Source organism: Verrucosispora sp. WMMC514, from assembly GCF_027497295.1.
GTDB classification, from domain to species: Bacteria; Actinomycetota; Actinomycetes; order Mycobacteriales; family Micromonosporaceae; genus Micromonospora; species Micromonospora palythoicola.
In genome coordinates this window covers 6,368,564-6,393,373 of sequence record NZ_CP114906.1, presented here as the reverse complement: position 1 = coordinate 6,393,373, position 24,810 = coordinate 6,368,564, and the positions used below count along the sequence as shown (strand labels likewise).

General features: G+C 70.4%; 24 protein-coding genes. 12 read left to right on the top strand and 12 right to left on the bottom strand.

Translation table 11 applies throughout. The features are described 5' to 3' along the window. The first annotated feature begins 7 nt into the window (after positions 1–7). The 8 genes from O7597_RS29645 (at position 8) to O7597_RS29610 (ending at position 8,339) form a co-directional block, all read left to right on the top strand. Positions 8–1,519 (top strand): 2-hydroxymuconic semialdehyde dehydrogenase, encoded by a 1,512-nt coding sequence (locus O7597_RS29645; protein ID WP_281581407.1) that lies wholly within the window; start codon positions 8–10, stop codon positions 1,517–1,519. Further along, positions 1,516–2,310, top strand: a complete 795-nt coding sequence (locus O7597_RS29640; RefSeq protein ID WP_281581406.1) for a fumarylacetoacetate hydrolase family protein — start codon at positions 1,516–1,518, stop codon at positions 2,308–2,310. Before O7597_RS29645 ends, O7597_RS29640 begins: the two co-directional genes overlap by 4 nt. Continuing rightward, on the top strand, positions 2,307–3,242 hold the full coding sequence (locus O7597_RS29635) for an acetaldehyde dehydrogenase (acetylating) (protein ID WP_269741979.1): 936 nt from the start codon (positions 2,307–2,309) through the stop codon (positions 3,240–3,242). Before O7597_RS29640 ends, O7597_RS29635 begins: the two co-directional genes overlap by 4 nt. Continuing rightward, the gene (gene dmpG, locus O7597_RS29630) at positions 3,239–4,264 is read left to right on the top strand and encodes a 4-hydroxy-2-oxovalerate aldolase (protein WP_269741978.1); all 1,026 of its coding nucleotides are present in this window, start codon (positions 3,239–3,241) and stop codon (positions 4,262–4,264) included. Before O7597_RS29635 ends, dmpG begins: the two co-directional genes overlap by 4 nt. After that, positions 4,264–4,995: a 4-oxalocrotonate decarboxylase gene (locus O7597_RS29625; protein WP_269741977.1), complete on the top strand. Its 732-nt coding sequence runs from the start codon at positions 4,264–4,266 to the stop codon at positions 4,993–4,995. The genes dmpG and O7597_RS29625 overlap by 1 nt, the downstream gene beginning before the upstream one ends. Beyond that, positions 4,992–5,429 (top strand): RidA family protein, encoded by a 438-nt coding sequence (locus O7597_RS29620; RefSeq protein WP_269741976.1) that lies wholly within the window; start codon positions 4,992–4,994, stop codon positions 5,427–5,429. Before O7597_RS29625 ends, O7597_RS29620 begins: the two co-directional genes overlap by 4 nt. 220 nt (positions 5,430–5,649) lie before the next feature. Then, the gene (locus O7597_RS29615; protein ID WP_281581405.1) at positions 5,650–6,846 is read left to right on the top strand and encodes an MFS transporter; all 1,197 of its coding nucleotides are present in this window, start codon (positions 5,650–5,652) and stop codon (positions 6,844–6,846) included. Positions 6,847–7,043: 197 nt separating this feature from the next. Continuing rightward, positions 7,044–8,339 carry a low temperature requirement protein A gene (locus tag O7597_RS29610; protein ID WP_281581404.1) on the top strand — a complete coding sequence of 432 codons (1,296 nt, stop codon included), beginning with the start codon at positions 7,044–7,046 and terminating at the stop codon, positions 8,337–8,339. Between the two features lie 237 nt (positions 8,340–8,576). Here the strand turns inward: O7597_RS29610 and O7597_RS29605 are convergent, their stop codons facing one another. The 6 genes from O7597_RS29605 to O7597_RS29580 form a co-directional block, all read right to left on the bottom strand. Further along, positions 8,577–9,452, bottom strand: coding sequence for a mechanosensitive ion channel family protein (locus O7597_RS29605; RefSeq protein ID WP_281581403.1), 876 nt, complete (start codon positions 9,450–9,452; stop codon positions 8,577–8,579). A 260-nt stretch (positions 9,453–9,712) separates the two neighbouring features. Beyond that, on the bottom strand, positions 9,713–10,414 hold the full coding sequence (locus O7597_RS29600; RefSeq protein ID WP_269741972.1) for a hypothetical protein: 702 nt from the start codon (positions 10,412–10,414) through the stop codon (positions 9,713–9,715). Between the two features lie 41 nt (positions 10,415–10,455). After that, positions 10,456–11,544 carry a Rieske 2Fe-2S domain-containing protein gene (locus O7597_RS29595; protein WP_281581402.1) on the bottom strand — a complete coding sequence of 363 codons (1,089 nt, stop codon included), beginning with the start codon at positions 11,542–11,544 and terminating at the stop codon, positions 10,456–10,458. Continuing rightward, positions 11,541–12,284 carry a c-type cytochrome gene (locus O7597_RS29590; RefSeq protein WP_281583342.1) on the bottom strand — a complete coding sequence of 248 codons (744 nt, stop codon included), beginning with the start codon at positions 12,282–12,284 and terminating at the stop codon, positions 11,541–11,543. The genes O7597_RS29595 and O7597_RS29590 overlap by 4 nt, the downstream gene beginning before the upstream one ends. A 291-nt stretch (positions 12,285–12,575) precedes the next feature. Continuing rightward, on the bottom strand, positions 12,576–13,022 hold the full coding sequence (locus O7597_RS29585) for a DUF305 domain-containing protein (protein WP_281581401.1): 447 nt from the start codon (positions 13,020–13,022) through the stop codon (positions 12,576–12,578). Positions 13,023–13,165: 143 nt separating this feature from the next. After that, positions 13,166–14,137 carry a pyridoxal-phosphate dependent enzyme gene (locus tag O7597_RS29580; protein WP_281581400.1) on the bottom strand — a complete coding sequence of 324 codons (972 nt, stop codon included), beginning with the start codon at positions 14,135–14,137 and terminating at the stop codon, positions 13,166–13,168. Positions 14,138–14,259: 122 nt separating this feature from the next. Here O7597_RS29580 and O7597_RS29575 point away from each other — a divergent pair, with 122 nt between their 5' ends. Together O7597_RS29575 and O7597_RS29570 are read left to right on the top strand one after the other, a co-directional pair. Next, entirely contained in the window at positions 14,260–14,754 is a 495-nt protein-coding gene (locus O7597_RS29575; RefSeq protein ID WP_281581399.1) for a YcxB family protein, read from the top strand. Positions 14,755–15,073: 319 nt separating this feature from the next. Beyond that, complete coding sequence (locus O7597_RS29570) at positions 15,074–16,486, top strand: non-reducing end alpha-L-arabinofuranosidase family hydrolase (protein ID WP_281581398.1); 1,413 nt, start codon at positions 15,074–15,076, stop codon at positions 16,484–16,486. A gap of 180 nt (positions 16,487–16,666) precedes the next feature. Here O7597_RS29570 and O7597_RS29565 read toward each other — a convergent pair whose 3' ends face one another. The 6 genes from O7597_RS29565 to O7597_RS29540 all read right to left on the bottom strand — a co-directional run bounded on the left by O7597_RS29565 (position 16,667) and on the right by O7597_RS29540 (position 22,765). Then, the gene (locus O7597_RS29565) at positions 16,667–18,142 is read right to left on the bottom strand and encodes a S1 family peptidase (RefSeq protein WP_166458954.1); all 1,476 of its coding nucleotides are present in this window, start codon (positions 18,140–18,142) and stop codon (positions 16,667–16,669) included. A 322-nt stretch (positions 18,143–18,464) separates the two neighbouring features. Further along, positions 18,465–19,055 carry a methyltransferase domain-containing protein gene (locus O7597_RS29560; protein ID WP_281581397.1) on the bottom strand — a complete coding sequence of 197 codons (591 nt, stop codon included), beginning with the start codon at positions 19,053–19,055 and terminating at the stop codon, positions 18,465–18,467. 219 nt (positions 19,056–19,274) lie between these two features. After that, on the bottom strand, positions 19,275–20,066 hold the full coding sequence (locus tag O7597_RS29555) for an MBL fold metallo-hydrolase (RefSeq protein WP_164448985.1): 792 nt from the start codon (positions 20,064–20,066) through the stop codon (positions 19,275–19,277). Continuing rightward, the gene (locus O7597_RS29550; RefSeq protein WP_281581396.1) at positions 20,063–20,851 is read right to left on the bottom strand and encodes an alpha/beta hydrolase; all 789 of its coding nucleotides are present in this window, start codon (positions 20,849–20,851) and stop codon (positions 20,063–20,065) included. The genes O7597_RS29555 and O7597_RS29550 overlap by 4 nt, the downstream gene beginning before the upstream one ends. Next, positions 20,848–21,681 carry an alpha/beta hydrolase gene (locus O7597_RS29545; protein WP_281581395.1) on the bottom strand — a complete coding sequence of 278 codons (834 nt, stop codon included), beginning with the start codon at positions 21,679–21,681 and terminating at the stop codon, positions 20,848–20,850. Before O7597_RS29545 ends, O7597_RS29550 begins: the two co-directional genes overlap by 4 nt. A gap of 115 nt (positions 21,682–21,796) precedes the next feature. Further along, entirely contained in the window at positions 21,797–22,765 is a 969-nt protein-coding gene (locus O7597_RS29540) for a helix-turn-helix domain-containing protein (protein ID WP_281581394.1), read from the bottom strand. A gap of 292 nt (positions 22,766–23,057) precedes the next feature. Between O7597_RS29540 and O7597_RS29535 the strand changes: the two genes are divergently transcribed. Together O7597_RS29535 and O7597_RS29530 are read left to right on the top strand one after the other, a co-directional pair. Then, a complete protein-coding gene (locus O7597_RS29535; RefSeq protein WP_281581393.1) occupies positions 23,058–23,831 on the top strand; it encodes a hypothetical protein in 774 nt (257 codons plus the stop codon). A gap of 222 nt (positions 23,832–24,053) precedes the next feature. Further along, positions 24,054–24,764 (top strand): VOC family protein, encoded by a 711-nt coding sequence (locus O7597_RS29530; RefSeq protein ID WP_281581392.1) that lies wholly within the window; start codon positions 24,054–24,056, stop codon positions 24,762–24,764. The last annotated feature ends 46 nt before the right edge of the window (positions 24,765–24,810 follow it).

Below are 24,810 nucleotides of genomic sequence, written 5' to 3'. Positions count from 1 at the left end.
ACGCCTGATGACCGACGGGCTCTGGTCCCCCAGCCTGCTCGCCGGCCGGCCGGCCGGCGAGCCGACCGTGCTGCCGAACTTCGTCAACGGCGAGTTCGACACCTCCGGCCCGCACTTCACGAAGGTCTCCCCGGTCACCGGAGACACCATCCGGTACGTCGCCGAGGCCGACGAGTCCACCGTGGACGCCGCCGTCGCGGCGGCCCGGTCGGCGCTCCGTGGGCCGTGGGGCCGGATGGGGGAGCGCGAGCGCGCCGCGGTGTTGTACCGGGTCGCCGACGAGCTGGAGCGTCGGTTCGCCGACCTGGTGGCGGCGGAGGTCGGTGACACTGGCAAGTCGATCGCGCAGGCCCGGACCCTGGACATCCCACGCGGCGCGGCGAACTTCCGGGCCTTCGCGGAGATCGTCTCGACCGCGCCGACGGAGTCGTTCACGACGGTGACACCGAGCGGCGGACGGGCGCTGAACTACGCGGTGCGTAAGCCGGTCGGCGTGGTGGCGGTGATCGTGCCGTGGAACCTGCCGCTGCTGCTGTTGACGTGGAAGGTCGCGCCGGCGCTGGCCTGCGGCAACGCGGTGGTGGTGAAGCCGTCGGAGGAGACGCCGTCGTCGGCGACGTTGCTGGCGGAGGTGATGGCGGCCGCCGGGGTGCCCGACGGCGTGTTCAACGTCGTGCACGGGTTCGGGCCGGGTTCGGCGGGGGAGTTCCTGACCCGGCATCCGGGGGTGGACGCGATCACGTTCACGGGCGAGTCGGCGACCGGCGCAGCGATCATGCGGGCGGCGGCCGACGGGGTCAAGGCGGTCTCGTTCGAACTGGGCGGCAAGAACGCCGGTCTGGTCTTCGCGGACGCGGACCTCGACGCCGCGGTCGCCGGCTCAGTGCGGTCGTCGTTCACCAACGGTGGTCAGGTGTGCCTGTGCACGGAACGGCTGTTCGTGCAGCGGCCGGTGTTCGACGAGTTCGTGACCCGCCTGGCGGAGCGGGCCGACGAGTTGGCGTACGGCTGGCCTGCCGACGAGGCGACGGTGACCATGCCGCTGATCTCCCACCAGCACCGGGACAAGGTGCTGGGCTACTACGACCTGGCCCGCGCGGAGGGCGCCACGGTGCTCGCGGGCGGCGGTGTCCCCGGGTTCGGCGATGCCCGCGACGGCGGCGCGTACGTCCAACCGACCGTGCTGACCGGCCTGAAGCCCGACGCCCGGGTCAACCGGGAGGAGGTCTTCGGCCCGGTCTGCCACGTGGCACCGTTCGAGGACGAGGACGAGGCGTTCGCGCTGGCTAACGACAGCGAGTACGGCCTGGCCGGCACCGTGTGGACGCGGGACGTCGGCCGGGCGCACCGGGCCGGTGCGCGGATGGACGCCGGGATCGTGTGGGTGAACACCTGGTTCCTGCGGGATCTGCGCACGCCGTTCGGTGGCGTGAAGGCCTCCGGCGTCGGCCGTGAGGGTGGCGTCCACTCGCTGAACTTCTACTCGGAACTGACGAATGTCTGTGTGGATCTGTCATGACTGATGTCGCCCGGGCCGCGACCCTGCTGCGCACCGCGTACGAGACCGGGAAACCCGTGCCGCCGCTGCGTGGCGAGGTGCTGCCGGCCGGGGACGTCGACGCGGCGTACCAGGTGCAGCGGGCGCAGGTCGTCGCGTGGGAGGCGGCGGGCCGTCGCCGGGTCGGCGCGAAGGTCGGCCTGACGTCCGCGGCGGTGCAGCAGGCGTTCGGCGTCTTCCAGCCGGACTTCGGGGTGTTGTTCGCCGACATGGCCGTCCCGGACGGCGCCGAGATCGACCGCGGTCGGCTGCTGCAACCTCGGGTGGAGGCCGAGGTCGCGTTCGTGCTGGGTGCCGACCTGCCGTTCGAACGGGTGACGGTCGCCGACGTGATCCGGGCGACCGACCACGTGCTGCCGGCGATCGAGGTCGTGGACTCCAGGATCGCGGGCTGGGACATCTCGATCGTGGACACCGTCGCCGACAACGCCTCGTCGGGCCTGTTCGTCCTCGGTGACCAGCCCCGGAGGCTGTCGGACGTGGACCTGCGGCTGGCCGGGATGGTGCTCGAACACGCGGGCGAGCCGGTGTCGGTGGGGGCCGGCGCTGCCTGCCTCGGCAATCCCGTGCACGCGGTGGCCTGGTTGGCGCAGACGCTGGCCGTCGCGGGCGCGCCGCTGGTCGCCGGCGACGTGGTGCTCTCCGGGGCGCTCGGGCCGATGGTGCCGGTCACCGCCGGCGCGGCCTACGAGGCACGGATTTCCGGCCTGGGCTCGGTCCGGGCCTGCTTCGAGGTGGGGGAGACGGCATGACCACGGGCGTGGCGGTGATCGGGTCGGGCAACATCGGCACCGACTTGATGATCAAGGTGTTGCGGTTGTCGGAGTCGTTGCGGATGGTGGCGATGGTCGGGGTCGACCCGAACTCCGACGGCCTGGCCAGGGCCCGCCGGCTCGGGGTGGCCACGACCGCCGACGGGATCGACGGGCTGCTGGCGATGCCGGAGTTCGCCGACGTGCGGCTGGTGTTCGACGCGACGTCGGCCGGGGCGCACCACCGGCACGCCGCGCTGTTGCGTGAGCACGGCCGGCTGGTGGTGGACCTGACCCCGGCCGCCGTCGGCCCGTACGTGGTGCCGCCGGTGAATCTGAACGAGCATCTGGACGAGCCGAACGTGAACATGGTGACCTGTGGCGGTCAGGCCACCGTCCCCGTCGTCGCGGCGGTCGGCCGGGTGACGCCGGTGCGATACGCGGAGATCGTGGCGTCGATCGCGTCCCGGTCGGCCGGTCCGGGAACGCGGGCGAACATCGACGAGTTCACCGAGACGACGGCACGGGCGATCGAGGTGGTCGGCGGTGCCCACCGCGGCAAGGCCATCATCGTGTTGAATCCGGCGGAGCCGCCGATGATCATGCGGGACACGGTCTACTGCCTGTGCCCGGACCGGGACGTCGACCGGGCGGCTGTCGCGGCGTCGGTCGAGGCGATGGTGGCCACCGTCGCCGGCTACGTGCCCGGCTACCGGCTGAAGCAGCGGGTGCAGTTCGACGAGGTCGACGCGTACGTGCCCGCGTTGGGTGCCCGGTTCACCGGGGTACAGGTGTCGGTGTTCCTGGAGGTGTCCGGGGCCGGGCACTACCTGCCCGCGTACGCCGGAAACCTCGACATCATGACCTCGGCCGCGCTGCGCACCGCCGAGCGGATGGTGGCGTCCCGCGTCGGACGGGAGGTGTCCGCGTGAGCGGGCTGTACATCCAGGACGTGACCTTGCGCGACGGCATGCACGCCGTCCGGCACCAGTTCACCGTCGACCAGGTCCGGACGATCGCCGCGGCCCTCGACGCGGCCGGTGTCGCGGCGATTGAGGTCGCGCACGGCGACGGCCTGGCCGGATCGAGCGTGAACTACGGGCACGGTGCCGCCTCCGACGCGGACTGGATCGCCGCGGCGGCGCAGACGGTCAGCACCGCGAAACTGACCACCCTGCTGTTGCCCGGCATCGGCACCATCGCCGACCTGAAGGCCGCACGTGACCTGGGGGTGACGAGCGTACGGATCGCCACGCACTGCACCGAGGCGGACATCTCCGCCCAGCACATCGGGTGGGCGCGCGACAACGGCATGGACGTGTCCGGGTTCCTGATGATGGCGCACATGACCGACCCGACGGCACTCGCGCAGCAGGCGAAGCTGATGGAGTCGTACGGCGCCCACTGCGTCTACGTCACCGACTCCGGTGGCCGGCTGCTCACCCGGGACGTCGCCGAGCGGGTCGACGCGTACCGGCAGCTCCTCGACCCGGGCACGCAGATCGGTATCCACGCGCATCACAACCTGTCCCTCGGCGTGGCGAACAGCGTCGCCGCGGTCGAGCACGGCACCACCCGGGTGGACGCGTCCCTGGCCGGACATGGCGCGGGTGCCGGAAACGCGCCGCTGGAGGTGTTCGTCGCCGTGGCCGACCTGCACGGCTGGGACCACGGCTGTGACGTGTTCGCGCTGATGGACGCCGCCGACGACCTGATCCGGCCGGTGCAGGACCGGCCGGTCCGGGTCGACCGGGAAACGCTCACCCTCGGCTACGCCGGGGTCTACTCCAGCTTTCTCCGGCACGCCGAACGGGCGTCGCACCGCTACGGGGTCGACGTCCGCTCGATCCTCGTCGAACTGGGTCGCCGCGGCATGGTCGGCGGGCAGGAAGACATGATCGTCGACGTCGCCCTCGACCTGGCGACCGCCACCACCGGCACCGAGGGAGATTAATGAGCATCGTCGACCAGTTCGCCGTACGCCTCGACGGCGCGGCGACCAGCCGCACCCCAGTCCCATCGTTCGGTGCCGAGACCGGGCTGGACGTGACCACCGCTTACCGCGTGCAGCAGGCGGTGGTCGACCGCAGGCTGTCCCGTGGTGAACGTCCCGTCGGGTTGAAGCTGGGGCTGACCAGCCGGGCCAAGATGACGCAGATGGGCGTCGACGAGGTCATCTGGGGCCGGCTCACCGACGCCATGCGGATCCCGGACGGCGGCACCATCAGGCTCGGCGACCACATCCATCCGAAGGCCGAACCGGAGGTCGCCTTCCTCGTCGAGGGCGGTGCCATCACGGCGGTCGCCCCGGCGATCGAAGTCATCGACTCCCGGTACGTCGACTTCCGCTTCACGCTGCCCGAGGTCATCGCCGACAACACCTCGGCCAGTGGCTTCGTGCTCGGCGCCTGGCAGCTGATGCCGGACGGGATCGACAACCTCGGCGTGCTGCTGGAGGTCGACGGGCGGGTGGTCCAGGTCGGCTCGACGGCCGCCATCCTCGGCGATCCACGGCGAGCGCTGTCCGACGCGGTCCGTCTCGCCGACGCCAGCGGTGTGGACCTGGCCGACAACTCGGTCCTGCTCGCCGGCGCGGCGACGGCCGCCGTACCGCTGCGGGCCGGATCGTACGTGCGGGTCACCGTCGAGCGGCTCGGCACGGCGTCGCTGCGGGTCGGGTCGTGACCGGCGGCAGCGAGGCGGCCGGGCGCCACCACGGAGTCGTGCCGGGCAAGGCCACGCCACGCGGCCGGTTCCCGCATGTCAAGCTCGCCGGTGAGCTGATCTTCGTCTCGGGTACGTCGAGCCGCCGACCGGACAACACGATCGTCGGCGCGGCGGTGGACGCGATGGGCGTCACCGATCTCGACATCCGCGCCCAGACCCGCGCCGTTCTCGACAACATCCGCGACATCCTGCACTCGGTCGGAGCGGACCTCACCGACCTCGTCCAGATCACCACGTACCTGGTCGACATGAACGACTTCGGTGGCTACAACGAGGTCTACGCCGAGTACTTCGACGAGACCGGCCCCACCCGCACCACCGTCGCCGTACACCAGTTGCCGCACCCGCACCTGCTCATCGAGATCCAGGCGATCGGCCGGCGTCGGTCCTGACCGCTGCCGGTCGGCAGCTTGCTCCAGGGAAGTCGACAGCATCATCCTAGGATGGCGTAGCGGTTGTGGGTGGCGTCACGCCGGGTGGCGCAGAGGCGGGCACCTGCGCGAAGTTGGGCCGGGGCACGGCAGGGGGCGTCCGTGACGGCCGCGAGGGGCGGTGGCGCGGCCCCGGGCCGAGGCACCAAGCTGATCTCCAGGCGGTAGCGGAGGAGCGCGGATGACGTCACGACCCGGGGTACAGCGGGCGCTCATCGCTGCCGTCCAGGTGCTCAGCCTGGCGGTGTGGTTCTCGGCCTCCGCCGTGGTGCCGGCGCTACGCGAGTCGTGGCAGATCGGCGCCGCCGCCTCGGTGTGGCTGACCGCGTCCGTGCAACTCGGCTTCGTGGCCGGTGCCGTGGCGTCGACCGTGCTGAACCTGGCCGACCGGGTCAGACCACACCTGCTGATGGCCGGCAGCGCGACGCTCGCCGCCGCCTGCACCGGCGTCTTCGCCCTCACCGTCGACGGGTTGGCCGGAGCCATCCCGCTGCGCTTCCTCACCGGTGTCTTCCTGGCCGGGGTGTACCCGGTCGGCATGAAGCTGACCGGGTCCTGGGCGCCGCCGGCCCGCCGCGGGCTCGCGTTCGGCGTCATGATCGGCGCGCTGACCCTCGGCTCGGCGCTGCCGCACCTGATCGGCGGGCTGGGCGACCTGCCGTGGCGCGGCGTGATGGGCACCGCGGCCGGCTGCGCGCTGCTCGGCGCGGTGCTGGCCGCGACCCTGGTGCGGGAAGGTCCGCAGTTCGCCCCGGGCACGTCGCCGCGTCCGTACCCCCGGTACGCCCTGGCGATGTTCGGCCAACGTGGTCCCCGGCTGGTGAACCTGGGCTACTTCGGACACATGTGGGAGCTGTACGCGTTGTGGACCTGGCTGCCCAGCTTCCTCATCGCCGGCACGGCGGCCCGGACCGGTGGCGACGACGCGAACGTCAGCCTGCTCGCGTTCCTAGCCATCGGGATCGCCGGGGTCGCCGGATGCCTCGCCGGCGGCTGGGCCGCCGACCGGTTCGGGCGACCCCGGGCCGCGTTCACCGCCCTGGTGGTCAGTGGCGCCTGCTGCCTGGCCTCACCGTTGTTCTTCGCCGCGCCGCCCGCCGCGGTCGTACTGCTGGGTGTGGTGTGGGGTGCCGCGGTGATCGCGGACTCCGGCGTCTTCTCGACCGCCCTGAGTGAGGTCGCCGACAAGCGGTACGTCGGCACCGCGCTCACCGCGCAGACGGCCATCGGGTTCGCCCTTACCGTGGTCACCATCCAACTCGTTCCCGTCCTGGCCGACGCGGTCGGCTGGCGGTGGGCGTTCCTGCTGCTCGCCCCGGGCCCGGCCGTCGGCGCGCTCGCGATGCGCGCGTTCGGCCGCCAACCCACCCCCGCCTGAGCGAGTCGCTCACTCCCACCGGCCGGCGGGATGATCAGTGGTCAGACCAGGATGCCGACGTCGCCATCGGTGAGTACCTGCCGGTAGCTGTAGTGCCCGTCCCCGACGTAGCTGCGCAGGATCCCGGCGAGATAGCGCATTCCGGCAATCGGTACGAATCAGAGTTCGGCTGAGGTCGTTGTGCGCAGAATGACCGGGTGAGCGCTCCACCGCAGCTGCGCCGGTCCCGTTGGCTCCGGCCGGTCATGCCCGGTTCCCGGGTCACCCGGTTGGAGCTGTTCTTCGACCTGATCTTCGTCTTCGCGTTTCTCAACGTGGCCGGCCTGGTGTCCGTCGAGGTGACCACGCAGGCGGTGCTGTCCGGCGTGGTCGTGTTGGCGCTGCTCTGGTTCTGCTGGACGACGTTCGCCACCCTGGGCAACCTGGTCCGCGCCGACTACGGATTGCTGCCCCTGCTCGGCTTCGGCGTCATGGCCGCCGCTTTCGTGCTGGCCATCGCCATCCCGCAGGCGTTCGTCAACCAACCGGACGACCTGACCGGTCCGGTGGTGTTCGCCGGCGCCTACCTGGTCCTGCGCGGCCTGACCCTGGTCACGTTCCTGTACGCGCTGAGCGCCGCCGCCCGTAACCGCAGGCAACTCGTGGTGATCAGCCTTCCGGCGTTGGTGGCGGCGGTGCTTGTCGGCCTGGCGGCCTCCGCGAGCCGCTGGGCGCCGGCCGATGCCGTTCTCGACGTGCGTCTCGCGCTCTGGGCGGCCGCTCTGCTGGTCGAGTACTCGGTCGGTCTGTTCCTGCCGTACGCCCGCTGGGCCGTCGCCTCGGCCGGGCACTGGGCGGAGCGGCACTCGCTGATCGTCATCATCGCCCTCGGGGAGGCGGTCATCTCGCTCGGGCTCGGCCCGGGCCGGTTCGACCGACTCACCCTGACCGTGCCGGTGATCACCGGGTCCGTGCTCGGTATCGCGTTGCTGGCGACCCTGTGGTGGCTGCACTTCGACACCCTGCTGCCGAGCGTCGAGCAGGCGATGCACGGCACCCGGGGTCCGGAGCGGATCGCCCTGGCCCGCGACGTCTTCTCCTACCTGCACTTCGTGACCATCGTCGCGATCGTCGGGACCGCCCTCGGGCTGAAGCTCGTCCTCGAAGTCGTGGCCATGCGCGAGACCGAACCGCTGCCCTGGCCGGCCGTGTCCGTCCTGTACGGAAGTGTCGCCCTCTATCTGCTGATGGGGGTGGCCGTCGCGGCGCGTACGTTCCGGCGGCTGCGCTCCACCGCCCTGGCCGCGACGGTCGTCGTCAGCCTGCTGGCGGTGCCGGCGGCCGCGCTGACCCCCCTCGTGGCGCTGGCCGTGCTGGTGGCGGTCTGCGGTGTCCTCGTGGTGATCCAGCGATACAGCGCCGCTGACGCGCGGGCGCGGATCAAGGCGTCGGTCCACGCGGAGGAACGGGTGATCGAGGAGGCCACCAGTCAGTGGCGCCGCCAACATCTCTGATCGGTCGTCACCCCGTCCACAGTCGCGCCACGAGGCTGGTCAGCTGCGGCCCCAGGGCGTGGTCGGTTGTAGGACGGCTTCCTGTAGGGCGACCGTTCGCAGCCTGGTGACCTGCTGGTACCCCGGGTCGACGGCCATGTTCGCGTCCTTTCTGCGAGGGTGGCGACATCAGACCACAGACCCCGGTGACGGGGGTAGCACCGGACGACCCGGGCGGAGGGCGGCAGCGGCTCAGGGTCATCCGGTGGCGGGTGCGGCGGGCCGGGTGGAAGCTCCTGGTTGCGGAGGGCGGACCGTGATGTCCTGGGTCACCGAGGCGACCCGGAGGCCGTTCTCGGCGAACCGGTCGAGCACTCGCCGGGTGACCTCGTCCTTGACCTGTCGGGCGGCGCGTACCGGCACCACGAACCGGGCGGACAGTTCTATCCAGTTCGGGGTGGCCCGGATGAAGACCCGAGGATCCACCTCGGCCTCGGCGACCGGGTAGCGGTGGCGCATCTGCTCGATGGCGTGCTGGGCGTCGGCGGTGGCGGAGATGTTCTGCGCTTCCTCACACAGGATGCGTTCGGCCAGATGCCAGTCCGCCTCGTAGGGGACCGGCAGGGTCAGTTCCTCCCACAGATGGTCCAGCACCGTGCTGCTGTTGAACACCGGCGCGGTGAACACGAACCGGTTCGACAGTGACACCACTCGCCCCGTGTACTGGCGGCCACGGATCCAGGACTCCGGATCGGACGAGGACCCGCTTTCCAGGATCCGGGTCCGTAGCGGGGTGATGTCCAGGACGTCGCCGCGTACGCCGCACATCTGGATGCGGTCGCCGACCCGGAACTGCCGACCGGTGAGGATGCTCACCCAGCCGGCGAAGGCGCCGAGGACCTCCTGCAGGGCCAGCGCGAGGCCGGCGGCGAGCAGGCCGACGACCACACCGATGCGACCGGCGAACGGCCGCCACAGCAGGGCCAGGGCGAACAGCAGCGCCACCACGGTCAGGTAGTGCACCGCCTTGCGGAGGTAGTAGCGGTTGGTGGTGTCCTGCACCTTGATCGTGGCCAGCCGGCCGGCCAGGATGGCGACGACGAGAGCCAGCAGGGCCAGCACCACACTGGTCACGAGGCGACCGTTCACGCTGCTCGTGTCCCACAGTATTTCCAGGAACCGCGCCATGGTGCTGCCCATCGTTCTCGGCGGCCGACCGGTGGTGTCCGTCGCGTCTTCACCTTAGGCAGTCACCGCCGGGGGAATCCCGGATTGCGCGACACACCATCCGGGCCGGTGGAGCCCGCCCCGGGCAGCGCGCTCAGCGGGTGGTGCCGATGCGGGGTGCGGGCCCGCCGGGCGGAGGGCAGGTCGGCTCCGGGTGTGCTGCGACCTCAATCGCCGTGGTCGGCCCCCTCGTGGGTCTCGGCCTCCTCGGGTTCGACGATCGGCGGTGGCGGCGGCACGGGAGTCAGGGCCGCGGCGACCGGTGCCGGGCCGGTGATCCGCTGCCCGTTGCCGAAGTCGAAGGTGATGCTGGCGTTCTGCCCCGAACGCAGCGACTCGTCGAGGTCGAGGAGCTGAAAGTACCGGCCGGCCTGCGCGTTGAACCGGACGAAACTCAGCGGGGGAAGGTCGATCCGGGCCGGCCCGGTCCGCGGATCCGGCGCGGCGCCATCCGGCGATCCGCCGGGGGCGGGGGAGGCGTCCGTCGCGGCTGGGCTGGCGATGGTGGGACTGGGCGCAGCGGGCGGGTCCGACCGGGGAGGGACGGGCCGGACAGCATCGACGATGACGACGTCCCGAGCGTCCTGCGTGGTGACGGTCACCGTGACCGCATCCTTCGAGTCGTTGTAGATGACGGCGCTGAGCAGCGCGTCCGCTCCGGCGCGGTAGCCGTCAGCGCCGGGAAACTCGATGAGCAGACCGCGAACGGCGTACTCGCCGTTGTCGGTCATCAGGTTGACGCCCTGGATCGAGGGCTCCTTCTCGGCCGTCTCCGCGACCTGACCCGCGCCGCAGCCGGCGAGCAGTGACACGGCAAGTGCCGCGCCCGGCAGCGACACCCGCCGGAGCGCTCGGGCCAGTCGCGTCACGATGCCTCCTCGTGTGTTTCGCACGCCGCATCCGGAGCGCGTCAGGGGCGCTCCCAGAAGTCAGGACCGATGGGCTCGCGATAGTCGGAGCTGGCGACGAAGAAGCCCTCGTCGTCGACCTCGATGGGCAGCTGTGGCAGCGGCCGGCTGGCGGGCCCGAAGACGGGTCGCGCGTTGTCGGTGATCAGGAACTGGGACTGGTGGCACGGGCAGAGCAACCGGTTGGTCTGTTGCTCGTAGAGGCTGGCGGGGCAGCCGGCGTGGGTGCAGATCTTGGAGTACGCGATGAAGTCACCCCACATCCAGTCCTGCTTGCCGGCTCGACGGTTGTTCTCCCGCGCGGCGAGGGCGTCCTCGGCGCGCAACCGGATGAGCAGCGTGACCGAGTCGGCGTACTGGTTGCTGACGCCGTGCGGGATGCCCGGGAACACGGTGACCTGGCCGCCGGGCAGCAACTCCAGCGGCCGGACGGGCCGCCGGTCCTCCCGGACGAGCCGGATCCTGGTGACGGCGCCGTTGTCGTCGGCCGGGGCGAAGCCGGTGCGGAACAGTTCCCGGTTGTCGTGCGGATCCTTGATGAGGCCGCCGACCAGGGGGGCGGCGACGACCGCCCCGACCGGGACCAGGCCCGCGAGCAGGGACACCCCGAGCAGGGGACGCCGTTTCACGCCGAGCTCGTCGGCCATGTACAGCATGGTCTGGCCGGTGATGCGCCGATCGTCGGCGGGTACCGGCCCTTCGTGCCGGTCCTGGATCGACACCTCCTTCGGCAGCAACCGCTTGCCCCAGACCAGGACGCCGAAACCCAGCGTGAGCAGCGCGACGCCGAGGGCCAGACCCAGCAGCGGGGTGTAGTACTCCTCGACGTCACCGACCAGCCGATAGCGCCACGGCCACCAGATGTAGACGACGAGAAAGGCGGTGGCGGACAGCCCGGCGACCAGGAAGAGAGCCGTCACGGTGCGGACCACCCGCCGTTCGGCCTTGGAACCGGCGGTGACCTGCGGCTCGTAGTGGACGATCTCGATGTCGTCGCGGCGGGCGCCCTCGCGAACCACCTCGAAGCGGGTCACGCCGGGGTCGTTGACGTCCGTCGGCCCGCGGCCGGGTCGTCGGGGGCCGGTGGTCACGACTTGCCCGCGATCCACAGGCTCGCGAAGACGAGCGCGACGATGCCGACCAGGAAGATCGCCAAGCCCTCGGTGGACGGGCCGTAGCGGCCGAGGTTGAACCCGCCCGGGTCGGGACCCTCCTGCACGACCTGCTGGATGTAGGCGATGATGTCGGCCTTCTGCTCCGGGGTCAGCTGACTGTCGCCGAACACCGGCATGTTCTGCGGGCCGCTGAGCATCGCCGCGTAGATCGTCCGATCCGACGCCGGGTACAGGCTCGGCGCGAACTTGCCGGAGGACAGGGCGCCTCCGCCGCCGCCGAAGGCGTGGCACTGCGAGCAGTTGATCCGGAACAGTTCCCCGCCCCGGGCCAGATCGGCGTCGGCCAACCGCTGCCCGATGGCGTCAGGCACCACCGGGCCTCCGCCGATCTCCTGGATGTAGGCCGCCAGTTGACGGATCTCCTCGTCGCTGTACTGCGGTGGCTTGCGTAACGCCTGCGCCTCCTGCCGCGCCAGCGGCATCCGCCCGGTACCGACCTGGAACTCGACCGACGCCGCGCCCACCCCCACGAGGCTGGGGCCGCGCCCCTCGACTCCACCGGCGCTGCGCCCGTGACAGGTGATGCAACCGACGTTGAACAGCGCCGCACCCTCCGCGGCGGCGCCACTGAGTCGTGGCTCCTCCTGCGCCCGCGCCGCGGGCGCGAAGGTCGCGTACACCCCGCCGGCCAGCACCAGCGCGGTCAGCAACCGCACGACGGCCCCGACCCGCCGACGGGTGCCGCCCGTCGGGTACCCGGCGACGCGGCGCCGGCGTTCGCCAGCGGGGTCGGCCGCCACGGTCAGCTGCCACGCCGTCTCCTCCTGGTCGAAGTGAGGACCGGTGACCCGATCATGGGGCGAGCAGAACCGGCCTTTCCGCAGACTATGGAGCCGGCAGCGGACGTACGCCCGATTCCGGGCATTTGGTGGTACCGGCGGCAGAATCGTCAACCCGACGGTGCGAGCCGTGGCGGACGATCGCCCAGTGCTCGTCGGCGGGGAGGGTCAGTAGCGGTCGTCGAGGATCTTCTTCATCTGATCGATCTCCTCCTGCTGTGACCGGACGATCTGGTCGCACAGCCGGATGATCTCGGGGTCGGTGATCTGGGACTCCTGGCACACGAGGATGGCCCGGGAGTGGTGGGGGATCATGGATTTTAGGAACGCCTCGTTACCCACGAACGGCTCCGTACGCACCGCCGCGAACCCACCCACGAAGAGCACGCTCAGCGCGATGTAGAGGGCGATGTTGAGGCGCCGCGCGGCGAACATCTGGTGCATGACGCCCATCATGATGAGCCCCATGGCGGCCACCATGATCAGCGACATGTAGAAGTTGCTCAGATTCAGGTAGAAGTCCGACCAGTCGCGGATCTGGGACAAGGTCAGGACGAACATGACCGCCAGGCTGATCGCCAGGACCAGCCCGAACCGTAGGTAGTTCTGCTTCATTTCCCCTCCGCCAGCTCGCTGGATATTTCGACCGCTATGACGCGGTAAGTCACCATACGCGGCTCCCGGTGACCGGTCCGGCCGACGACCAGCCTGACCAGGTGCGGCGCAGTCCCGGCACGGACCTGCCACGATCACGTTCGCTACCGCTGGCCCGGATCGACCCAACGGTGGTAGGCGGCCATGTCGACGTTGCTGCCGCAGACGATGGTGACCACGTGGCGGCCGGCGAAGCGGTCGGGGTCTTCCAGGATCGCGGCGATGCCGAGCGCGGCGGACGGTTCGGCGACGAGGCCGGCCTGGTCGAGCAGCATCCGCACACCGCGGATGATCGAGTCCTCCCGGACGAGGATGGCGTCGTCGGCGACCAGGAGCAGGTCGTCCAGGACGGCCGGGATCGGTCGCCGTCCGGCGACGCCGTCCGCGATGGTGTTCGTCGACTCGGTGGTGACGACGCGCCGCAGGTGCCAGGAGCGGGTCATCGCGGGTGCGCCCAGCGGCTGGACGCAGAGCACCTCGACGTGGGGTGCCAGCTCCTTCAGCACGTGACCCACACCGGTGGCCAGCGCCCCGCCGCCGAGCGCGATCAGCACGGCGTCGACAGTCGGCGCGCGGTCCACCAGCTCCAGGCCGATGGTGCCGGCGCCCTCACAGGTCTCGACGTCCAGGCTGTCTTCGAGCAGCCGGATGCCGCGCTGCCGCGCGAGAGCCGCTGCCCGGTCGCGGGCGAGTTCGTGGTCGCCGTCGACCAACTCCAGGGTGGCGCCCAGGGCGCTGATGCGGTCGAGCTTGGCGACGGTCGCGTGGCGGGTGGCGACCACGGTGACGTCGATTCCTCGACGGCGACCGGACCAGGCGAGAGCCTGGCCGAGGTTGCCCGCGCTGGCACACACCACCGCGGGTGGCCCGTCGTCGGCGAGCCGGTCGGCGACAAGTTCGGTGCCACGCGCCTTGAAGCTGCGGACCGGGTTCGCCGTCTCGAGCTTGATGCTCACGGCGCACCCCAGGTCGGGCTCCAGTGCCGCACACCGGTACAGCGGCGTGTCGAGGAAGACCGGGTCGATGATTCGGCGGGCCGCCCGGATCCGGGCGGTGTCGAGCCGTGTTCTCAGCACGACCGGGCAGCGTAGCGACGACCGGCCAGGGCGGTGCCGGCTCCGGCCGGTCGGGCCGGCACCGGATCCCGCAGCGTCGACGGCCGCGGGCTCCCGGCCGGCGCAGGCACTATCGTGCTGGCGTGCACATCCGTTTCGACGTACCGGCCGATCCCGGCTACCCCGGCCGCGTGGCCGCCGCGCTCAGCAGCGCCCAACTGCGGAAGTACAGTCTGGTCGGCGCGGTGCTGGCGGTGGTCGGCGCGATCGGTCTCGTCGTCTCGTCGGGGTTCGGATGGGGCGAGCAGACGCTGCCGGTGTGGATCACGATGGTCCTGGGTGGCCTGCTGGCGATGCTGTACTGGCCGTGGCTGCGGTGGCGGGCTCGGCGTCGGTCCGGTGGCTACGCCGTCGAGGGCGGCTACGACATCACCGAGGACAACATCATGATGCGGAGCGGTTCGGAGTCCGGCGGCATCGCCTGGGACGGCGTCACCCAGGTGCGGACCACCCGCGAGTTCTGGGTCGTGTACGTGGGTCCGATGCCGGCGACGGTGATCCCCCGCCGCCTGATGTCCGCCGCGGACGCGGAGACATTGCGCGCCTGGATGGCCGGTCGCGGGCTGCTCCGGTCGTGACTTGATCCGTGGGGGCCGTGGGGGCCGTGGTGCCCGGGGCGGATGGTATTGGTGGGTCTGATGGTGAGGCCATCTGCCGCGATTCGCTGAGAACGTTCACCCACCGGATGGGTCTAGCCCGCGCGGTCTGCCCATGTACGTGCGACAGCGACAGGTGACTGCGTCGACCAGCAGAAACGGCGGGCGGGTTATCGACGGAAGTAAATCGATGCTTGAGGGCATGGGAGCGCTCCCGTAATATACGCGACGCAGCTGTTAACGCTCACCTAACACCGACGACCGCCAATGCATGACCGTCACCCCGTCCGGAGGATGCACCATGGCCAGATCAAGATCCGTCAATACATTTTTGGCGTCATTCGGTGCCGCGCTGCTGGCGTCGACGGCGCTCGCCGTGGCCATGCCCGCGAATGCGGCGGCGGCGGGTTGTTCGGTGAACTACGCGGTGTCCTCGCAGTGGCCGGGCGGCTTCGGCGCCAACGTCACCATCACCAACCTCGGTGACCCGTTGACCAGTTGGACGTTGACCTGGTCGTTCGGTGCCGGGCAGACCGTCACCCAGTCATGGAACACCACCCTGACCCAGAGCGGCACCGCCATCACCGCCAGGAACGTCAGCTACAACGGCGCCATCCCCACCAACGGCACCACCTCATTCGGCTTCAACGGCTCCTGGACCAGCAGCAACCCCACCCCCACCGACTTCGCCCTCAACGGCGTGACCTGCACCGGCGGCGTCACCCCCACCACCCCACCCACCACCACCCCACCGACGACCACCCCGCCCACGACCACCCCGCCGACGACTCCGCCGCCGTCGGGTACGTGCAATCTGCCGTCGTCGTACCGGTGGTCGTCGACGGGGCCGCTGGCGCAGCCGCGGTCGGGGTGGGTGTCGTTGAAGGACTTCACGCACGCGCCGTACAACGGTCAGCATCTGGTGTACGGGACCACGCACGACAACGGCACTTCGTGGGGGTCGATGAACTTCGGGCTGTTCTCGAACTGGAACCAGATGGGTTCGGCGAGTCAGAACGCGATGCCGTTCTCGGCGGTCGCGCCGTCGTTGTTCTACTTCGCGCCGCGTAACGTGTGGGTGCTGGCGTACCAGTGGGGTGGGCCGGCGTTCTCGTACCGGACCTCGACCGACCCGACGAACGTGAACAGCTGGTCGGCGCACCAGACGCTGTTCACCGGGTCGATCTCCAACTCCAGCACCGGTCCGATCGACCAGGCGTTGATCGGTGACGACCAGAACATGTACCTGTTCTTCGCCGGTGACAACGGCCGCATCTACCGGGCCAGCATGCCGATCGGGAACTTCCCCGGCAGCTTCGGCTCCAACTACACCACGATCATGACCGACACCACGAACAACCTGTTCGAGGCGGTGCAGGTGTACAAGCTCCAGGGTCAGCAGCGGTACCTGATGATCGTCGAGGCGATCGGTTCGCAGGGCCGCTACTTCCGCTCGTTCACCGCGACGAGTCTGGGCGGTAGCTGGACCCCGCAGGCCACCAGCGAGAGCAACCCGTTCGCCGGCAAGGCCAACAGCGGCGCCACCTGGACCAACGACATCAGCCACGGTGAGCTGATCCGGACCAACGCCGACCAGACCATGACCATCGACCCCTGCAACCTGCAGCTGCTCTACCAGGGCCGTGACCCCAGCTCCGGTGGCGACTACGGTCGCCTGCCGTACCGGCCCGGCCTGCTCACCCTGCAACGCTGACGACACTGGGAACTGGTCCGGACCCGACAGGGGGTCCGGACCAGTTCTCGTCCGACGAGCCCGTTCTGATGACCAGCGGTCGTCAGGTGACGGGTCACGTCGGCGGTGCCGGCCCCGGTGAACAGGCCGAGCGGCGGGGTGCGAATCCGCTCCGCACCCCGCCGCCGGTTCGTCGTACTGTCAGGGGTTGGTGATGCCCAGCGAGTAGCTGCCGGAGCCGCTGTACGCGTGCACCTCGAAGCGGTAGTAGCCCGCCGTGCCGTTGTAGCTCAGCGACTCGTCCGGCCCGGAGGTGTACGAGCCGGCCACGTCGACCCAGGACGATCCGCTCCACTTCTGCAGGTAGAGGTCGAAGTCCACACCGGTCGGACCGTCCAGGCAGCCCCGGTGGGTGCCCGAAGAGGACGAGTAGTAGTAGCTGCCGTTGGGCTGGTACCGGCTCTGGCCGGAGGAGATGCTGCCGGTGTAGGTCGCCTCGTAGCCGCTGCACCCGGTGGGCGGCGGCGGCTCGTTGCCGCCGCCACTGGTGCGCAGCGTCAGGCCGTACGCCGAGAGGATCTCGTTGACCGGCTGGAAGTAGGTGGTCCCGCCGGAGGAGCAGTTACCGGAGCCGCCCGAGGTCACACCCTGGGCCTGCTGGCCGGACAACCACGACCCACCCGAGTCGCCCGGCTCGGCACAGGCGTTGGTGCGGGTCAGCCCGCTGACCGAGCCCTCAGCGTAGTTGACGGTCTGGTTCTTGGCCTGGATGGTGCCGCACCGCCAGCCGGTGGTCGAGCCGGAGCGGCAGACCGCCGCACCCACGGCGGCCTCGGTGGAACCGGCCACCGTCACGTTGCCGCCGGAGTAGTTGTTGACCCACGGCTGCGGCGTCCAGTTCGAGTTGGTCTGCACCCAGCCGTAGTCGTTGCCCGGGAACGACGAGCCGCGGAAGGTGCCCTGGGCCACCTGGTTGTAGCCCTGGGTGGCGGTGCCGGTACGGCCGCAGTGCCCGGCGGTGACGAAGCCACCGGTCACCGAGAACCCGACCGAGCAGCGTCCACCCATGTAGTAGGCGTCGCCGCCCCGGACGTCGTAGAGCAGCCGGGGAGCCTCGGTGGTGCTGACCACCCGGACCGCGGTGGCGTCGACGCGGCTGGTGCGGACGAACTTCGCAGCCGCGGTGGTGTTGCCGCTGGCGAGGACCACGACGGTGTTGGTCGTGACGTCGACGTACCAGCCGGGGACCGCGCCGGCCGGGGCCTTGGCGGCGTGTCGGTCCAGGGTCGCCTTGATCCGGTCCAGTTCGGCGCCGTTTCGCTCGACGATCGTCGCCCGCGCACCGGCAGCCTTGACCCGGTTGGCCGCGGCCTTGCCGGTGACGGCGACGACGAGGCCGTCGGCGGTCATCCAGCCACCGGCGTACGCCGAGCCCAGGGACCGGCGGAGGCTGGCGTCCGTCCGGGTGCCCTTGTCGTCCCGGGCGATCCGGGTGCGTGCCTCGGTCGGGGTCAGATCGAGGTCGCGCTGCATCGCGGCGAGCATCTCCGACGACGCGGCCGCCGTGGCGGTGCCGGGGTCGGGCAGTGGGGCCGCTGCGGCGGGGGTTACCGCGACGGCGATGGCACCGACGGGCAGCAGGATCGCTGCTGCCGCGAGGGTGAGAACTCGTCTCATCTATTGCCTCCTGTGGAAACGGCGGCGCGGAACGGGGTGCGCCGCGATCGGGGCGGGGGGTGTCCCGCCGCGCTCCGCCCTCGGGGTTTGGGCGACGGTGCTGCGGGCGCCGCAGCCCGTTGACCTGGCCGGTGCCGCTGCCGGGCGCCTCGGCGGGGCGCCAGCCTGGTCAGGTGGGCCATCGCCAACCTAACCGGAATCGATAGGCTCTGATCTATATCAGTTAACTCATATTAAGGCGAATGATGCTCGACTCCTGCTGTCGTACGGCACACCAGCCGAGCAGCTCCCCGACGCTGACGGTCGGCCGTCGCCGGCTGTCTCAGGCGGACTTGACCGCGTGCACGCGTTCGACGGTGCCGGCCTTCAACCGCTCGGCCTCGACGATCGTGAATCCCGCCGCACGCACCAGTGGAAGCTGGCGGCGGGTGAAGTACTCACCGGCCACGCGGACGGTGACCCGTTCAAGGAGCCACTGGGCGGCGCGCACCGGCGGCCAGGTGCTCGCGACGTGGTCGAGGAGGAGCAGCCGGCCACCGGGTACGAGGACGCGTTTCATCTCGTCGATCGCCTGCGCCGGATGCGGAATGGAGCAGAGCGAAAGAGCGCAGACCACGGTGTCGAACGACGCGGACGCGAAGGGCAGCCGCTCCGCGTCGCCCTCGCGCAGGTCGACCGCCCGGCCCAGCTCGGCGGCACGGCGACGCGCGATGTCCAGCATCGCCGGACTCAGCTCGACACCCGTGAGGGTGGCGTCGGCGGGATAGTACGGCAGGTTCCGGCCGGTGCCGATGGCCACCTCCAGCACCCGGCCACGCACCCGGTCACCCAACCACTCCCGGCCACCCGCGAACTGCACCCGCTCGAGGAACGCGATCTGCCTGTCGTAGCTCGGTGCGGACCTGTCCCACACGCGTCGCTGCTTCGCGGTCGGTGACTCGCTCGGGCTTCTCCTGGCAGGGTTGCTCACGATGGCGGTTCTTCCGGTTCGGCGGGTTCGGGAAGGGCGCTCTGAGCATCGCACGCTACCGTCCGGGTAGGCCCAGATCCACGATGGCCCTGATCGTACGCATCCATCCGGGAGCGCCCGGCCCGGCTGGCGGCGGAAGGTTCCACCGCCAGCCGGGCCCGGTCAGACCGTGAGGGAGCTGGCCGTGCCGGGGGTGAGCCAGCGCAGGCTCGCCCGGACCGTGGCCGGGGCGGCGGCGAAGGCGGCCTCGACAGCCTGCCGGCCCTCGCTGAAGTGACTCCAGCCCTCGTAGTGCACTGGCAACACCGAGTGGGCGCCGACCAGCCGGCACAGTTCGGCACCCTCGGCGGCGGTCATCGTGTAGCGCAGCGCACCGGTGCGGCCGAACCGGACCGCTCCGAGGTGCAGCACGACGGTGCCGATGCCGAATCGGTCGGCGACCTGACGGACTCCGTCGTAGAGAACGGTGTCGCCGGTGATCCAGAGCGGCCCGTGCCGCTGGCCGGCCCAGCGCAGCACGAACCCGGTCACCTCGCCGACGACCGGCCGGCTCAGCGGCGGGCCGTGCCGGCACGGGGTCGCGGTGACCTCGATGGTCGGCCGACCGGGTGCGGTGAGAGTGGTGTGCTGCCATGGCGCCAGACCGATGGTGCCGGCACCGAGCCGTCGGCTGCCGGCCACGGTGGTGACGACCCGACCCGCCGTCGGCAACAGGACCCGGCCGGCGTCGTCGAGGTTGTCGGCGTGGTGGTCGTGGGTCAGTAGCACCGCGTCGAGGTCGCCGAGCGACTCCGCCGGCAGCGCCGGGCCGGTGAGCTTGCGCGAGGCGGTGCCCCAGCCGAACCGGTAGGTCCGGCCGGGCGCGTCGAACGTCGGATCGGTGAGCAGCTGCCACCCGTCGACCTCGATCAGTAGGGTCGGACCGCCGATGTGCGTGACCCGTACGTCGGTCATTCCGCGTGCCGCACGGCCCAGTCGAGCACCTCGTCCGCGATCCGCTCCCATCCCTGCTGTGCCGGCAGCAGGTGAGCGTAGCCGGGGTACTCGCGGCGCTCGGTGACGGTGTTGGACCGGTAGTGCTCCGCGTTCGACTTCTGCACGGCGGGCGGCATGATGTGGTCCTCGCCGCCGGACACGAACAGCAGGGGCGCGCGGTCGTCGTTGTGGTAGTCGACCCAGGTGTCCTGATGGCCGGGCTGGAAGTTGGCCAGGACGCCGCCCCACACGATGCCCCCGGGGGCGGGGATGTGGTAGCGCTGGTAGAGGGCCCGAGACTCCTCGTCGGTGAACGTGTTGGTGAAGGCGTACTTCCACTGCTCCGGCGTCAGGCCGACCGCCTTGTGCCGGTTGGCGGGGCTCTTGAGCACCGGAAAGGTGGACTTGACCTGGGACAGAGGCACCACGCGAACGCCCTCGGTGGGGGCCGAGTTGAGCGCCACACCGGCCGCGCCGTAGCCGTGGTCGAGCAGGATCTGGGTGAACGCGCCGCCGGCGGAGTGGCCGATGATGATCGGCGGCTCCGGCAGTGCCCGCACGACCTCTTCGAGATGGGCGATGATCTGCGGAACCGTCACCTGCGCGATCGGGGCCGGATCGGCGTTGAGCGCCTCCACCTCGACCTCGAACCCCGGGTACGCGGGCGCCACCACCTGGTGACCCTTGCTCTCGTAGTAGGTGATCCAGTTCTCCCAGCTGCGGGGCGTCACCCAGAAGCCGTGCACCAGAACGATTGGTTTCATGGCTGGTACTCCTCGAGAAAGGCGAGCAGGTCGTCGCCGAGCTGCCGTTTGTGAGTGTCGGTGATGCCGTGTGGTGCGCCCGGGTAGACCGTCAGCCGGGCGCCCTTGACGCGGGTGGCGGACGCCTTGCCGCCCACCTCGAACGGCACGACCTGATCGTCGTCGCCGTGGATGACCAGGGTGGGTACGTCGATCGCGTCGAGGTCCGGACGGAAGTCGGTGGCGGAGAAGGCGGCGATGCACTCGTAGGCGTTGCGGTGTCCGGCGGCCATGCTCTGCAGCCAGAATACGTCCCGGATTCCCTGCGAAACGTCGCTTCCCGGTCGGTTGTGGCCGAAGAACGGGCCGTCCGCCAGATCCTTGTAGAGCTGCGCGCGGTCGGTCAGCGAGTCGGCGCGAATGCCGTCGAACACCTCGGCGGGTACCCCGCCGGGGTTGTCGTCGGTCTTCAGCATGAACGGCGGCACCGCCGAGACGAGGACGACCTGGGCGACCCTGGCGGTGCCGTGTCGGCCGATGTAGCGGGCGACCTCGCCGCCGCCGGTGGAAAAGCCGACCAGGGTGGCGTCGCGCAGGTCGAGCGTGTCGACCACGGCGGCGAGGTCGTCGGGGTAGGTGTCCATCTCGTTGCCGTGCCAGGTCTGGGTCGAGCGGCCGTGGCCGCGTCGGTCGTGGGCGATCACCCGGTAGCCGCTCGACGCGAGGTGCAGCGCCTGGGCCTCCCAACTGTCGGAGTTGAGCGGCCAGCCGTGGGACAGGACGACCGGGCGGCCGCTGCCCCACTCCTTGTAGAAGATCCGGGTGCCGTCGCTGACGGTGACGAAGGGCATGGTCCACTCCTCACGGTGGGCTGCCAGGGTGTCAGCAGTTCAGGGAGCAATGTCGCACCTTCGCGACAGCGTGAGTTTTCTGCGGACGCACGGTTCTGACGTCTGTGTGCACCGTTCACTCTGGCGGCGCGGTGGCGACGGTTTTCTGCGCGGTGGCCATCTGTCGTGGGGTGACTCCGAATGCCTCACGGAACTTGTTCGTGAAGAAGCTCGGGTTGGCGAAGCCCCAGGCGCGGGCCGTCGCCGCGATGGACGTGTAACGCGGGCGGGCGGCGGTCAGGTCCGCCCGTGCGCCGTGCAGGCGCTGCTCGATGATCGACTGCTCCAGGCTCTGACCCAGTGACTCGTAGAGTTTGTAGAGCGTACGCAACGAGATGGCGTTGGCCGCGGCGATCCGTGCCGGTGTCAGCTCCGGATCTCGTAGGTTGCTGCGGACGTAGGCCTGTACCCGCGCCTGCATCGAGGAGTGCATTGTCTCGCGTAGCCGTCGGCCGTCGCCGGCAGCGGTGAGCACCAGCGCGCGCATCAGCTCGGCGGAGGCGGTGCCCAGCTCGGGCCCCGCACCGCTGCCGATGAGGTCGTCGGCCTGTCCGGTCAGGTGCGCGACGTGACTGCGTACGAGTTCGTAGAGCGGACTGACCCGCAGTTCACGCGCGGCCCGGTGGATCGCATCCCGGGGAACGCCCAGGTGATCGGCGTCGACGTGCAGTGCGTAGGAGGCCCCACCGCCTCGCCAGCCATAGACGTACGGCAGGGAGAGGTCGACAAGCATGAGGTCACGCGGTCCGAACACGCGTCCCTCCCGCGCCCACATCAGATGGTTGTCGGTTCGCATCGGCAACGCCAGAACGATCGACGACTCGTCCGAGGCCCGGGCGATCCGGGGGGTGCGGCGCAGGGTCGTGCCGGAGGCCTCGATGTTGAACACCTTCGCTCGGCCGAAGTCGAAGACGGTCATCTTCGCCTCGATCGCGGCCGGATCCTCGAACGAGGCCATGCTGGCGGAGCAGTTACCGCTGACCGTGGCCTGAAACGCCTCCGCGCGCTCTCGTGGGGGCAGCGACCGCGTGTCGAGAACGAGCATGACTTCCCATCCGATCCTGAGCGGTTGCGTGCCGGCGCGTAACGCGGCGGCAACTGGGCCGTATCAATAGCCGCGCAGATGGAGAAACCCCGCTGCTCCGATCGCTGTCATGGCACAACGGCGAATGGAACGACGAGGTCGGATTCAGTATGCGCCGCGCCGAGGTCCAGGACAACGCCAGCCGCGAGGGGGTGCGTCCCACAAGGAGATTGAACTTCTGCTATATATGGGAGCGCTTCCGCCGTAGCCCCCGTCACGCTGCGGTGGCGGGAAAGCAGTCGATGGAGGAAACATGCGCAACCTACTTGCCGCGTTGACCGTTCTGATGGTCGGCGCCACGGTCGGCAGTGTCCCGACCGACGCCGCCGGTGCCTCCCACCGCGGCTCCTGCACCCGCCACCTGCTCTTCTGCGAGGACTTCGAGCGCCTGCCGCCCGGCGGTGCGAGCACGCTGGACTGGGGCATCGACACGCGCAACGGCACGCTCACCGTCGAACGTGCCCGCCGCGGCAATCAGGTGCTGCACATCCACACGGTCGACAACGGCCGTGCCTTCCTGCGCGTCGACGACTTCGCCGCGCCCGGCAACCGCTTCTACGGCCGGATGCGGCTGCGCGTCGACGCCTTTCCCACCGGCCCCGACTGGGCGCACTTCACCCTCGTGGAGGCGACCGGCACCGGCAGCTCGGAGATCGTCCGTCCGATCGGCGGCCAGTACGCACCCACGGTCCCCGGAATCTTCTGGGGCGTCGGCGCCGACGGCGGGCCGACCGGCGACTGGACCAACTGGCGCGAGTCCGCCCCGGTGGTCGAAGACACCTGGCAGTGCTTCGAGTGGCACCTGGATCCGGCGGACAATCGCGTCGCGGTGTGGATCGACGGGGTGGCGAACCCGGAACTGACCGCATCCACCACCGAACACGGCGGCAACGACGTGCCGTTCGTCCTGCCGACGGTGAACACCGTGAAGATCGGTTGGCAGCTCTACCAGGGTGGCACCACCCCGGGCGAGTTCGACCTCTGGATCGACGACGTCGCCCTGTCGACCAGGCGCCTCGGCTGCTGACCCCTGCTGGCGGGACATGACCGGAGGATCCTGCCGGCGCCGGCACACCTCTGCTCCCGCGCTACCGGCCGAACGGCCGGTCGGGGTCTGTCGCCGTGCACAGACCGTGCCGGGTGTCGCCGAATATTCGGCGACGCCCGGCATCGAGTTCCCCTACGCTCCACCCGAACGGCGGCGGCTGGCGAGCTGCCGACGGTGCTCAGCCGACGATCGGGGAATGCGATGTCCTGTCAGTTGGTCGCCGTCTGTTTCGACGCGAGCCAACCGATGCGCCTGGCGCGGTTCTGGGCCGGCCTGCTCGACCGGCAGATCGTCCATGATGGCGGCGGTGCGTCTCTCCCCGGCACTGACACGCAGCTCGGCCTCCGGTTCGTGACGAGCCACGCGAAGCGTGTCGGGCAGAACCGGCTGCACCTGCACCTCACCAGCGCCAGCCCGGCCGACCAGCGGCAGACGGTGGCCACCGCGCTCGCCCTCGGTGCCGCCCACGTCGACCTCGGGCAGCGTCCGGAGGAAGGACACATCGTCCTGGCCGACCCCGAGGGCAACGCGTTCTGCGTGATCGAGCCGGGCAACAGGTTCCTCGCCGGCTGCGGCTTTCTGGGTGAGATAGCCTGCGACGGCACCCGGGAGGTCGGCCTCTTCTGGAGCGCCGCGCTCGGCTGGCCACTGGTGTGGGACCAGGACCAGGAGACCGCCGTGCAGGCGCCGGGCGGCGGTACGAAGGTCGCCTGGGGAGGTCCGCCCGTGGCACCGAAGCAGGGGAGGAACCGGCAGCGCTTCGACCTGGCGCCGCCGGCTGACGGTCATCAGCGGTCGGAGGTCGACCGGCTGGTGTCCCTCGGCGCCACGTGGATCGAGGCCGGCGAGGATGGCGCGGTCGTGCTGGCCGACCCCGACGGCAACGAGTTCCGTGTCATGAGGCGTCGTTAGTCCGGTCCCGACCCGCCGGTCCCGGCGACCGTCCGGCTGTGGAGCG